The organism is Ramlibacter sp. 2FC (genome assembly GCF_005503345.1).
Lineage (GTDB): Bacteria > Pseudomonadota > Gammaproteobacteria > Burkholderiales > Burkholderiaceae_C > SCMQ01.
The window spans coordinates 1-12,249 of sequence record NZ_SCMM01000080.1 but is presented as its reverse complement, the minus strand read 5'-3'; the positions used below and the strand labels follow the sequence as shown (position 1 = coordinate 12,249).

Sequence of the window (12,249 nt, the reverse complement as noted above, 5' to 3'; positions counted from 1 at the left end):
CGCTGATCGACAAATGGGCTTCGGGCATCTGCTGGCGAAAGGCCCGGGTGAGCGGCACCGTGAGCACGCGCGCCACGCTGGGCGGCAGGCCCAGCGCCACGCGCCCGGCCAGGCCGCCGCGCGCGCGCGCCAGCTCCTCGCGCGCCCGCTCGACCTGGTGCAGGATGCCGCGCCCATGCTCCAGCAGCAGCTTGCCGGCCTCGGTGGGTGTGGCGCCGCGGCCGTTGCGCACCAGCAGGTTCTGGCGCAATTCGACCTCGAGCAGGCGCACCTGACGGCTCAGCGCGGGCTGGGCCACGTCCAGCGCGACGGCGGCGCGCGTGAAGCTGCCCAGTTCGGCCACGCGCACAAAGTACTCGAGCTGCTTGAGGTCCACGATGCCCTTGGAAATTTACATAGCTGGATTGTAGATATAAATATTTGTTCTAGCTGCTAGACGACCTAGGGGCTGTTCGTCCGGGGGGCGAAGTCGCACAATCCGCCCCATCGGCCCGGCATCGCCCGGCGGCCCGCACCTCATCCGCACGACCAGGAGACCTGCATGATCATCGACTGCCACGGCCACTACACCACCGCGCCCAAGGCGCTGGAGAACTGGCGCAACGCACAGATCGCCAACCTCAAGACGCCCGAGCTCGGCCCCAAGGTCGCCGACCTCAAGATCAGCGACGACGAGCTGCGCGAGTCCATCGAGACCAACCAGCTGCGCCTGATGAAGGAGCGCGGCTCCGACCTCACCATCTTCAGCCCGCGCGCCAGCTTCATGGCCCACCACATCGGCGACTTCAAGGTCTCCTCGACCTGGGCCGCGATCTGCAACGAGCTCTGCTTTCGCGTCTCCCAGCTGTTCCCGGACAACTTCGTTCCGGCGGCCATGCTGCCGCAGTCGCCCGGCGTGGACCCTGCGACCTGCATTCCCGAGCTCGAGAAATGCGTCAAGGAATACGGCAACGTCGGCATCAACCTCAACCCCGATCCCTCGGGCGGTCACTGGACCAGCCCGCCGCTGACCGACAAGCAGTGGTACCCGATCTACGAGAAGATGGTCGAGTACGACATCCCGGCCATGATCCACGTGTCGACCAGCTGCAACGCCTGCTTCCACACCACGGGCGCGCATTACCTGAACGCCGACACCACGGCCGTGATGCAGCTGATCCAGGGCGACCTGTTCAAGGACTTCCCGACGCTGAAGTTCATCATCCCGCACGGCGGCGGCGCCGTGCCCTACCACTGGGGCCGTTTTCGCGGCTTGGCCCAGGAGATGAAGAAGCCGCTGCTGCAGGAGCATCTGCTGAAGAACGTCTTCTTCGACACCTGCGTCTACCACCAGCCCGGCATCGACCTGTTGACCAAGGTGATCCCGGTGGACAACATCCTGTTCGCCTCCGAGATGATCGGCGCCGTGCGCGGCATCGACCCGGAGACCGGCCACTACTACGACGACACCAAGCGCTACATCGAGGCCTCGACCATCGTCGTGGGCGACGACCGCTACAAGGTCTACGAGGGCAACGCGCGCCGCGTGTTCCCGCGCCTCGATGCCGCTCTGAAGCAGCGTGGCAAGTAATCGATCGAAACAAGGAAGCTGATCATGTACGAACTCGGAGTCGTCTACCGCAACATCACCCGCGCCGACCGCGCGGCCACCGAGCGCCTGGCCGCGCTGGGCTCGGCCACGGTGCACGAGGCCATGGGCCGCGTGGGCCTGCTCAAGCCCTATATGCGCCCGATCTACAGCGGTGTCCAGGTCTCCGGCACCGCCGTCACGGTGCTGCTGCAGCCCGGCGACAACTGGATGATGCATGTGGCGGCCGAGCAGATCCAGCCTGGTGACATCGTGGTCGCGGCCGTCACGGCCGAGTGCACCGACGGCTACTTCGGCGACCTGCTGGCCACCAGCTTCCAGGCGCGCGGCGCCAAGGCCCTGATCATCGACGCCGGCGTGCGTGACGTGAAGACGCTCAAGGAGATGGGCTTCCCGGTCTGGAGCAAGGCCATCTCGTCCAAGGGCACGATCAAGGCCACGCTGGGCTCGGTCAACATCCCGGTGGTCTGCGCCGGCATGATCGTGAACCCGGGCGACGCCATCGTCGCCGACGACGACGGCGTGTGCTGCGTGCCGGCCGCCAAGGTGGTCGAGGTGGCCGAGGCCGCCGCCAAGCGCGAAAGCTTCGAAGGCGAAAAACGCGCCAAGCTCGCCTCCGGCGTGCTGGGCCTGGACATGTACAAGATGCGCGAGCCGCTGGAAAAAGCCGGCCTGCGCTACATCGACTGAACCCGAGGAACTACCCGATGAAATCCATCCAAATCCTGCGCCGTGGCGCGCTGCTGTCCGCCGCCCTGGCCGTCGCCGGCCTGGGCCTGTTCGCCCAGAACGCGTCTGCCCAGGAATGGCCGACCCGGACCGTGCGCCTGATCCTGCCTTACCCCGTGGGCGGCGGCCCGGACGGCGTGGCCCGTCTGCTGGCCGACAAGCTGGGGCGCAAGTGGGGCAAGCCCGTGGTGGTCGAGAACCGCCCGGGCGGCAACGGCTTCATCGCCATCGACGCCTTCAAGCGCGGCGCCAAGGACGGCCACGACCTGATCCAGCTCGACAGCGTGCACCTGGCGGCCTATCCCTACATGTTCAAGAAGCTGCCCTACGAAGTCGAGAAGGACTTCGAGCCCCTGGCGCCGCTGTTCAAGGCCTACCTGTTCTTCACGGTGGCCCAGGACAGCAAGTACAAGAAGGTGTCGGACATCATCGCCGACGCCAAGGCCAACCCCGGCAAGCTCAACTACGGCTCCTGGTCGATCGGCAACCCGGTGCACCTGGGCATGGAGGAATTCCAGCAGTTGACCGGCACCAAGGTCGAGCATGTGCTCTACAAGGAAACCACCCAGCTCTACACCTCGGTGGCCACCGGCGAGCTGGCGTTCTCGATCGGCTCGGCGGCCACCGCCGGCCCCATGCAGCGCGCCGGCAAGCTGCGCTTCCTCGCGGTGGCGGCGCCCAAGCGCCTGTCTGCCTACCCGGACGTGCCCACCGTGGCCGAGTCGGGCGGCCCGGCTGCGCCCTACGAGGTCAGCGGCTGGAACAGCATCGTCGGCCCCAAGGGCCTGTCGCCGGCCGTCGCCGACAAGATCCGCAAGGACGTGGCCGAGGCGCTGTCCGGCCCCGAGGTGAAGGAGAAGTTCCTGTCCTTCGGCTACGAGCCGCTGAACCTGGACCGCCAGCAGTACGCCAAGTACATCCAGTCCGAGGCCAAGCGCCACGAGGCCATCATCAAGCGCGCCAAGATCGAGCTCGAGTAAAGACAAGGAGTTGCCTGCCATGGAATTCACCAAGACCCCCGGTTGGCTGGACTGGTACGCCGGCCCGAGCAAGCCCCGCTTCCAGCTGCCCGCCGGCAGCGTGGACGCGCACTGCCATGTGTTCGGCCCCGGCGCCGAGTTTCCCTACGCGCCCGAGCGCAAGTACACGCCCTGCGACGCCTCCAAGGCGCAGCTGTTCGCGCTGCGCGACCACCTGGGCTTCGCGCGCAACGTGGTCGTGCAGGCCACCTGCCACGGCGCCGACAACCGCGCCATGGTCGACGCCTGCCTGGCCTCTGCTGGCCGCGCGCGCGGCGTCGCCACCGTCAAGCGCAGCGTCAGCGATGAGGAGCTGCAGCAGTTGCACGCTGCCGGCGTGCGCGGCGTGCGCTTCAACTTCGTCAAGCGCCTGGTCGACTTCACGCCCAAGGACGAGCTGATGGAGATCGCCGGCCGCATCGCCAAGCTGGGCTGGCACGTCGTCATTTACTTCGAGTCCGTGGAGCTGCCCGAGCTGTGGGACTTCTTCACCGCGCTGCCGACCACGGTGGTGGTGGACCACATGGGCCGGCCCGACGTGAGCAAGCCCATCGATGGCCCCGAGTTCGAGCTGTTCCTCAAGTTCATGCGCGAGCACAAGAACGTCTGGAGCAAGGTCAGCTGCCCGGAGCGCCTGTCGGTCACCGGCCCCAAGGCGCTGAACGGCGAGCAAGGCTTGGAAGGTGGTGCCTACCGCGACGTGGTGCCGTTCGCGCGCCGCGTGGTCGAGGAGTTCCCCGACCGCGTGCTCTGGGGCACCGACTGGCCGCATCCCAACCTCAAGGACCACATGCCCGACGACGGCCTGCTGGTCGACTTCATCCCGCACATCGCGCCCACGGCCGAGCTGCAGAAGAAGCTCTTGGTCGACAACCCGATGCGCCTGTACTGGCCCGAAGAAGTCAAGTAAGGAGTCGACATGCCACTCGACAAGCCCTACATGGACGTGCCCGGCACGACCATCTTCGACGCCGAGCAAAGCCGCAAGGGCTACTGGCTCAACCAGTTCTGCATGTCGCTGATGAAGGCCGGGAACCGCGAGCGCTTCAAGGCCGACGAACGCGCCTACCTCGACGAGTGGGCCATGAGCGAGGAGCAGAAGCAGGCCGTGCTGGCGCGCGACCTCAACCGCTGCATCGCCCTGGGCGGCAACATCTACTTCCTGGCCAAGATAGGCGCGACCGACGGCCGCAGCTTCCAGCAGATGGCGGGCTCCATGACCGGTATGACCGAGGAAGAGTACCGCGACATGATGATCAAGGGCGGGCGTTCGGCCGAGGGCAACCGCTACCTCGGCGAGGACGGCGACGCCCAGCCGCAGAACCAGCCGCAAGGCAAGAGCCATGAGCTGCAGCAAGCCGCAGCGGGAAAGACCAAGGGGACCTGAATGGCCAGAATCACCGCATCCGTCTACACCTCGCACGTGCCGGCCATCGGCGCCGCGCTGGACCTCGGCAAGACGCAGGAGCCGTACTGGCAGCCGCTGTTCAAGGGCTACGAGTTCTCCAAGCAGTGGATGAAGGAGAACAAGCCCGACGTCGTCTTCCTGGTCTACAACGACCACGCCACGGCCTTCAGCCTGGACCTGATCCCCACCTTCGCCATCGGCACGGCGGCCGAGTTCCAGCCGGCCGACGAGGGCTGGGGGCCGCGCCCGGTGCCCAAGGTCATCGGCCACCCCGAACTCGCCTCACACATCGCGCAGAGCGTGATCCAGCAGGACTTCGACCTCACCATCGTCAACAAGATGGACGTGGACCACGGCCTCACCGTGCCGCTGTCGCTGATGTGCGGCGAGCTGGACCCCAAGACCGAGGCCTGGCCCTGCCCGGTGATCCCGTTTGCCGTCAACGTGGTGCAGTACCCCGTGCCCTCGGGCCGCCGCTGCTACATGCTGGGCCAGGCCATCCGCAAGGCCGTGGAGTCCTTCGACGAGGACCTCAACGTCCACATCTGGGGCACGGGCGGCATGAGCCACCAATTGCAGGGCCCGCGCGCCGGCCTGATCAACCGCGAGTGGGACAACGCCTTCCTGGATCAGCTGATCGCCGACCCCGAGGGCCTGTCGAACAAGCCGCACATCGACTACGTGCGCGAGGCCGGCAGCGAGGGCATCGAGCTCGTCATGTGGCTGATCGCGCGCGGCGCCATGGCCGACGTGGCCGGCGGCCCGGCGCCCAAGCTCACGCACCGCTTCTACCATGTGCCTGCATCCAACACGGCCGTAGGCCACCTGATTCTGGAGAACTGAACATGACCATCAAAGTCGCTCTCGCCGGTGCCGGCGCCTTCGGCATCAAGCACCTGGACGGCATCAAGAACATCGCCGACGTGGAAGTGGTGTCGCTGATCAGCCGTGACCTGGACAAGACCCGGGAAGTGGCCGACAAGTACGGCATCAAGCATGTCAGCACCGAGCTGGCCGACGCGCTGGCGATCAAGGAAGTGGACGCCGTGATCCTGTGCACGCCCACGCAGATGCACGCTTCGCAGTCCATCGCCTGCCTCCAGGCCGGCAAGCATGTGCAGGTCGAGATCCCGCTGTGCGACGTGTACAAGGACGGCCAGGAAGTGGCGGCCCTGCAGAAGCAGACCGGCCTCGTCGCCATGGTCGGCCACACCCGCCGCTTCAACCCCAGCCACCAGTGGGTGCACAAGAAGATCCAGGCCGGCGAGTTCAACGTCCAGCAGATGGATGTGCAGACCTATTTCTTCCGCCGCACCAACATGAACGCCCTGGGCCAGCCGCGCAGCTGGACCGACCACCTGCTGTGGCACCATGCCGCCCACACCGTGGACCTGTTCGCCTACCAGGCCGGCAGCCCCATCGTGAAGGCCAATGCCATCCAGGGCCCGATCCACCCCGCGCTGGGCATCGCCATGGACATGAGCATCCAGCTCAAGGCCGCCAACGGCGCGATCTGCACGCTGAGCCTGTCGTTCAACAACGACGGGCCCCTGGGCACCTTCTTCCGCTACATCGGCGACACCGGCACCTACATCGCGCGCTACGACGACCTGTTCAACGGCAAGGAGGAGAAGATCGACGTGTCCCAGGGCTACGTGTCCATGAACGGCATCGAGCTGCAGGACCGCGAATTCTTCGCCGCCATCCGCGAAGGCCGCGAGCCCAATTCCAGCGTGGCCCAGGTGCTGCCCTGCTACCAGGTGCTGCACGACCTGGAGCAGCAACTCGGCGCCTGAGTGTCATGGCGAGGCGCGCAGCCTTCAGCTGCGAGGCCGAAGGCCGTGGCGGGCGCGGCAATCCACGGTGGATCGCCGCGCCCCTGCGGGGCTCGCGATGACGATCCAGCGCGCCCGCTCCCGTCATTGCGAGGCGGCGCAGCCGCCGTGGCAATCCATGATGGATCGCCACGCCGCTTGCGGGGCTCGCGATGACGCATGATTCCACGGCTCCATCCTCGCGGCTGGAGCCGTTGCCGTTTTCAGGAGATCTTTCGATGCAACAACGCAAACTCGGCCCCTTCAGCGTCAGCGCCATCGGCCTGGGCTGCATGAACCTCAGCCACGCCTACGGCGCGCCGCCCTCGCCCGAGCAGGGCGAGCAGCTCCTGCTGGCCGCGCTGGACGCCGGCGTGACCCATTTCGACACCGCCGCCCTGTACGGCTTCGGCGCCAACGAAACCCTGGTCGGCAAGGTGCTGTCGCCGCACCGCAGCCGCTTCACCCTGGCCAGCAAATGCGGCATGAGCGGCGTGGACCTCAATGGCGACGGCAAGCCCGTGCGCGTGATCGACGGCCGGCCCGAAACCATCAAGGCCACCTGCGAGGCCGCGCTCAAGCGGCTGCGCACCGAGGTGATCGACCTCTACTACCTGCACCGCTGGGACAAGAAGCTGCCCATAGAGGACAGCGTGGGCGCGCTGGCCGACCTGGTGCGCGAGGGCAAGATCCGCAGCATAGGCCTGTCCGAAGTCTCGGCCGCCACCATACGCAAGGCCCACGCCGTGCACCCCGTCGCCGCCGTGCAGACCGAGTACTCGCTGTGGACGCGCAACCCCGAGATCGCCGTACTCGACACCTGTCGCGAACTCGGCATCAGCTTCGTCGCCTTCAGCCCGGTGGCGCGCGGCTTCCTCACGGGCGCGCCGCCCGACGTGGCTGCGTTCGAAGCCAAGGACATCCGCCGCGCCATGCCGCGCTTTGCGCCCCAGAACTACGCGCAGAACCTCAGGCTGCTGGACGGCTACCAGGCCATCGCGCGCGAAGTCGGCTGCACCCCGGCCCAGCTGGCCCTGGCCTGGCTGCTGCACCAGGGCCAGGACATCCTGCCGATTCCCGGCACCACGCGGGTCGACCACCTGCTGGACGACCTGGGCGCGGTCAACGTCAAGCTCGACGCCGCGGTGCTCGCGCGCCTCGATGCGCTGATCAACCAGAACACCGTGGTCGGCAGCCGCTACAACGACCAGGGCAACAGCGAGGTCGATACCGAGACCTTCTGACGCCCCATACACTCCCGCCATGACCACCACACCCACCCGTACCCAACCCCTGCGCATAGGCATCCTAGGCTGCGCCAACATCGCCAAGCAGTTCGCGCGCGACGTGCAGCCCAGCGCGGCCGTCCAGATCGTGGCCGTCGCCAGCCGCGACGCCGACAAGGCCGCCGCCTTCGCCGCCGCCCAGGGCATAGCACGCCACCACGCCAGCTACGAAGCCCTGCTGGCCGACCCCGAGGTCGACGCCGTCTACATCCCCCTGCCCAACAGCCTGCACGCCGAATGGGCGGTCAAGGCCGCCGAGGCCGGCAAGCATGTGCTGTGCGAAAAGCCCCTGGCCCTGGGCCGGGCCGAGGCGCAGACCATGTTCGACGCCGCGCGGCGCCACCACGTCATGCTGCTCGAGGCCTACCCCTGGTGGTTCCAGCCCCAGACCGGCGACATGCTGGCGCTGCTGCAGCAAGGCGCCATCGGCGAGCTGCGCTCGGTGCAGGCCAGCTTCGGCTTCACCGTGGGCAACCCGCAGACCAACATCCGCCTGAAGCCCGAGCTGGGCGGCGGCGCGCTGCTCGACGCCGGCAGCTACACGCTGAGCCTGATCCGCCTGGTCATGGGCAGCGCGCCCGAGCGCGTGCTGGCCGACGCCAGCTGGTCCGACTCGGGCGTGGACATCAGCCTCGTGGCCACGCTGCATTTCGCCGACGGCCGGCGCGCCCAGCTGTCCTGCGCCATGGACGCGGCCAACCACCGCCGCGCCACCCTGGTCGGCAGCCAGGGCACGATGGAGACCGAGTACCTCAACCACACCAGCGACGGCGCCGGCCATCCCTGGGGCTACCTGCCCAGCCAGCTGCGCTTGCGCCGCGGCATCGCCAACAGCATCCCCTTCGAGGAGATCCGCTCTCCCAGCGGCAGCGGCTTCCGCTTCTGTGCCGAGGCCTTCGCCAAGGTGGTCGCCGAGCAGGATTTCGACGCCATAGCCCGTGCCGCCGCCGCCAGCCTGGACATTGCGGCCACGCTGGAGGCGATCGCGCGTAGCGCGCGCGAGGGCAGGGCGGTGGCGGTTTAGGGCGGGCGGCCAAGCTCCAGCCGGCCGCCTCAGGCGTGGCGCCTTGCGGCCACTCTGTTTTTGTTTTACATTCTGTATTCGCGATTTGCGAATATTGAATCATGGCCCAGCTCAAACCTCAAGACTTTCTGGTCGCCCTCAAGCTCGTGGCCTGGGGTAGTCGGCGCTGGACCTATGCCAGCCTGGCGCAGGCCCTGGGCTTGAGCGCTTCCGAAGCCCATGCCTGCATCAGGCGCGGCTTGCAGGCCGGCTTGCTGGTAGACAACGCGCTGCTGGTGCCGCCCGACTCGGTGCCGATGGGCGTGCAGGAGCCGGCGGCAGGGTATCGGGTGCATACGCGGCCGCGCCGTGCCCGGCTGCAGGTGGGTGAGGCGCCGGACCGGCCGACTGACAACCCGGCGCATGTGAACGCGCGCCATCTGGCCGAGTTCGCCCTGCATGGCGCCAAGTACGCCTTCTTCGCCGAGCGCCTGCCGGTGGCGCTGGGCGTGCCCACCAGTCACAGCGCCCCGGCGTTCGCCAATGTCTTCGTGCCAGGCTCGGACGCCTGGGTCTGGCCCCATCCGCAGGGCACGGTGCGCGGCCAGGGGCTGATGCCGCTGCACCCGAGCGTGCCCTATGCCGCCATGCAGGACGAAAAGCTTTACGAGATGCTGGCGCTGTTCGACGCCTTGCGCGTGGGGCGCGCGCGCGAGCGCGGCATGGCCATGGAGCGGCTGCCCGCGTTGATCTACCCTGAGGGGCCTGCGCCTGAGAAGAGGTCCATGCATGGCTGACCCGAACCTGGCACTGCTCACCCAGATGGCGTTGGCCATGGGGCCGCTGCGCGGACAGGTCGTGTTCGTGGGTGGCTGTGCCACGGGCCTGCTGCTCACGCAGCCGGAGGTGGCCGAGGTGCGCGCCACGGAAGACGTGGACGCGATCGTGGAGGTGTTTACCTTGGCGGCCTACCACCAACTGGCCGAGGTACTGATGGCACAGGGCTTTCGCCAAACCATGGAGGCCAGCACGCCGCCGTTCCGCTGGTATTGGAACCGCATGCAGCTGGACCTGGTGCCGCTGGAAGAGAGCGTGATGGGCTTTGCCAACCGTTGGTACAGACCCGCCTTCGCGGCCGCCGTGACCACCGAGCTGGCGCCTGGTCTGCCGCTGCGGCATCTGTCAGCCCCTTACTTCATGGCCACCAAGCTCGAGGCATTCAAGGATCGTGGCCAGAATGATCCGTATCTCAGCCATGACCTCGAGGATGTCATCACTGTGGTCGATGGGCGGGCCGAGGCGGTGGGCGAATTGGCCGACGCTCCTGCGGACGTGGCGGACTTTGTCGCCGAAACGCTGCGTGGGGTACTGGCTCACCCGGATTTCCTCAATGTGCTCCCCGGCCTGGTGTCGGAGCCTGCGCGCAGCGGTCTCGTGCTGCAGCGACTCCGGCAGATGGCCGCCTTGGCCGGGCACTGACACCTTCAGCACAGCCCGTCCTGAACCGTTTGGGTATAAACGAAGGCTATGCCATCTCCCACCCGCTCCCTCAAGCTCACCGGCGCCAGCAACTTCCGTGACCTCGGCGGTTACACCGGCCTGGGCGGGCAGCAGCTGCGCTGGCGGCGGCTGTTCCGCTCGGACCATCTGGCCGGCCTGACGGAGGAGGATACGCAGCGGCTGACGGCGCTGGGCCTCACCCGCGCCTTCGACCTGCGCGGCGTGAGCGAGCGCGCGGCCGTGCCCTACGAGCTGCCGGGCGTGGCGCAGCACGCGCTGCCGATCGAGCCCACCGTGGTGCAGGGCATGAAGGACTTGCTGGACGCGGGTCACCAGGTGACGGCGAATGACACCGTGCGCCTGATGCAGCAGACCTACCGCGCCTTCGTGCACGACAACGCCCACCGCTTTACCGAGCTGTTCGGCCACCTGCTCGAGAGCGACGCGCCCCTGGTGATCCACTGCACGGCGGGCAAGGACCGCACCGGCTTCGCCGCCGCGCTGATCCTGCTGGCCCTGGGGGTGCCGCGCCCCGTGGTGATGCGCGACTACCTTCTGACCAACGAGCTGTTCCGCATGCCGCCGCTGCCGCCCGGGCGCACGCCGCCCGAGGTGATGCAGGTGCTGTGGCGCGTGCAGGAAGACTTCCTCGAGGCCGCGCTGCAAGCCGTCGAGGCCGACTACGGTGGCGTGGACCGCTACTTCAAGGAGTCTTTGCGCCTGGGCGAGCGCGAGCGCCAGCGGCTGGCGCAGCTCTACCTCGAGCCGCCCGTCCTACCCTGACAATCTGGTAGCCTGCCTTACAACCAGTCGGTGCGCCCAGGGATGGATAGGGCGTGAGGGCCAAATGGATGGGAGAGGAACAATGAAACATGCCGAAGAGCGTTCGCCATTGGAGCGCGCCGCGCCACTGCGTGTGCCGGGCCAGTCGCTAACGGACGAGTTGGACGACGTGGTATATGACCATGTGTTGTCGCCACTGTTTCTCGCAGTGTCCATGGCACTGCTCGCCGTGCTTGAGTGGTGGCGGTACGTGAGCGACGCGAAACCTTCGCCATGGGTATTCACCGCTGCGGCGGTTGCGACCTTTCTGTATGCGGTGTTCAAGGTCCGGCGCACGCGAAGGCGGATTCGGCTGCTCAAGCTGGGTCGTGATGGCGAACGGGTCGTGGCCCAGTATCTCGAGTGGTTCAGAACTTCAGGCTTTTTTGTTTTCCATGACGTGCCTAGCGGCGATGCCAACCTGGACCATGTGTTGATCGGCCCGCGTGGTGTCTTCTCCATAGAAACAAAAACGCTTTCCAAACCGCGGCGCGGTGATTGCAAAGTGTCCGTGGTGAATGGCGTGGTGCTGGCCAATGGCCGGAAGCTGGACCGCGATCCGCTGGTACAGGCCAAGGCCCAAGCGGGCTGGCTTCGCAGCTTCTTAACTGGAAGCCGGTTTGATGTGTCGGTGTGGCCTGTGGTGCTTTTCCCAGGCTGGTTTGTCAGCCCGTTCGATTCGAAAGGCGTTGGCGCGTGGGTGCTTGAGCCGAAGGCCTTGAACAAGTTTATTGAGAACGAGCCCGAGCGCTATACGCGCGAGCAAGTGCAGGCGATGGCCTCCGCGCTGAGCAGCTACATCAGGATGCAGAACGAAAAGTAGGACTCGCGCAGTCCGAAAGCTGCCAAGTTGAGAGAGATCGGCGGCGGTCTCACGGTGCGACGGGGCCGCAATCACTCTTGCCGCCCGTCAGTCCGCTGCAGCCTTGAACGCCGCGCTTGCATGGGCGCGCTCGCTGTGCAGCATGTACAGACCCGCGCCCAGCAGCAGCGCGATGCCGACCCAGGCCAGGCCGTTCGGTAGTTCGCCCTAGCCAGCACCAACGGCACCCTGTGCCGCCATCACCGGCCCCACCACCC

General features: G+C 67.1%; 14 protein-coding genes. 13 read left to right on the top strand and 1 reads right to left on the bottom strand.

The genetic code is table 11. The annotated features are described in order from the left end of the window. The coding region (locus FFS10_RS21380; protein WP_137896620.1) for a LysR family transcriptional regulator at nt 1–376 on the bottom strand (376 nt) is incomplete at its 3' end. Between the two features lie 165 nt (nt 377–541). Between FFS10_RS21380 and FFS10_RS21375 the strand changes: the two genes are divergently transcribed. The 13 genes from FFS10_RS21375 (at nt 542) to FFS10_RS21315 (ending at nt 11,992) form a co-directional block, all read left to right on the top strand. Next, nucleotides 542–1,570, top strand: coding sequence for an amidohydrolase family protein (locus tag FFS10_RS21375; RefSeq protein ID WP_137896619.1), 1,029 nt, complete (start codon nt 542–544; stop codon nt 1,568–1,570). 24 nt (nt 1,571–1,594) lie between these two features. Continuing rightward, on the top strand, nt 1,595–2,278 hold the full coding sequence (ligK, locus tag FFS10_RS21370; protein WP_137896618.1) for a 4-carboxy-4-hydroxy-2-oxoadipate aldolase/oxaloacetate decarboxylase: 684 nt from the start codon (nt 1,595–1,597) through the stop codon (nt 2,276–2,278). Nucleotides 2,279–2,295: 17 nt separating this feature from the next. After that, nucleotides 2,296–3,297 carry a Bug family tripartite tricarboxylate transporter substrate binding protein gene (locus FFS10_RS21365; RefSeq protein ID WP_137896617.1) on the top strand — a complete coding sequence of 334 codons (1,002 nt, stop codon included), beginning with the start codon at nt 2,296–2,298 and terminating at the stop codon, nt 3,295–3,297. 19 nt (nt 3,298–3,316) lie between these two features. Beyond that, nucleotides 3,317–4,246, top strand: coding sequence for an amidohydrolase family protein (locus FFS10_RS21360; protein WP_137896616.1), 930 nt, complete (start codon nt 3,317–3,319; stop codon nt 4,244–4,246). A 9-nt stretch (nt 4,247–4,255) separates the two neighbouring features. Beyond that, the gene (gene ligA / locus FFS10_RS21355; protein WP_137896615.1) at nt 4,256–4,723 is read left to right on the top strand and encodes a protocatechuate 4,5-dioxygenase subunit alpha; all 468 of its coding nucleotides are present in this window, start codon (nt 4,256–4,258) and stop codon (nt 4,721–4,723) included. Continuing rightward, nucleotides 4,724–5,587, top strand: coding sequence for a class III extradiol dioxygenase subunit beta (locus FFS10_RS21350; RefSeq protein WP_137896614.1), 864 nt, complete (start codon nt 4,724–4,726; stop codon nt 5,585–5,587). It abuts the gene before it with no gap. A gap of 2 nt (nt 5,588–5,589) precedes the next feature. Then, nucleotides 5,590–6,540, top strand: a complete 951-nt coding sequence (locus FFS10_RS21345; RefSeq protein WP_137896613.1) for a Gfo/Idh/MocA family oxidoreductase — start codon at nt 5,590–5,592, stop codon at nt 6,538–6,540. A 257-nt stretch (nt 6,541–6,797) separates the two neighbouring features. Further along, nucleotides 6,798–7,802: an aldo/keto reductase gene (locus FFS10_RS21340; protein ID WP_137896612.1), complete on the top strand. Its 1,005-nt coding sequence runs from the start codon at nt 6,798–6,800 to the stop codon at nt 7,800–7,802. A 19-nt stretch (nt 7,803–7,821) separates the two neighbouring features. Beyond that, the gene (locus FFS10_RS21335) at nt 7,822–8,868 is read left to right on the top strand and encodes a Gfo/Idh/MocA family protein (RefSeq protein WP_137896611.1); all 1,047 of its coding nucleotides are present in this window, start codon (nt 7,822–7,824) and stop codon (nt 8,866–8,868) included. A 101-nt stretch (nt 8,869–8,969) separates the two neighbouring features. After that, nucleotides 8,970–9,644, top strand: coding sequence for a MarR family transcriptional regulator (locus FFS10_RS21330; protein WP_137896610.1), 675 nt, complete (start codon nt 8,970–8,972; stop codon nt 9,642–9,644). Next, nucleotides 9,637–10,326 (top strand): hypothetical protein, encoded by a 690-nt coding sequence (locus tag FFS10_RS21325; RefSeq protein WP_137896609.1) that lies wholly within the window; start codon nt 9,637–9,639, stop codon nt 10,324–10,326. Before FFS10_RS21330 ends, FFS10_RS21325 begins: the two co-directional genes overlap by 8 nt. 48 nt (nt 10,327–10,374) lie before the next feature. Further along, the gene (locus FFS10_RS21320; RefSeq protein ID WP_137896608.1) at nt 10,375–11,130 is read left to right on the top strand and encodes a tyrosine-protein phosphatase; all 756 of its coding nucleotides are present in this window, start codon (nt 10,375–10,377) and stop codon (nt 11,128–11,130) included. A gap of 82 nt (nt 11,131–11,212) precedes the next feature. Continuing rightward, nucleotides 11,213–11,992, top strand: coding sequence for a nuclease-related domain-containing protein (locus tag FFS10_RS21315; protein ID WP_171016006.1), 780 nt, complete (start codon nt 11,213–11,215; stop codon nt 11,990–11,992). The last annotated feature ends 257 nt before the right edge of the window (nt 11,993–12,249 follow it).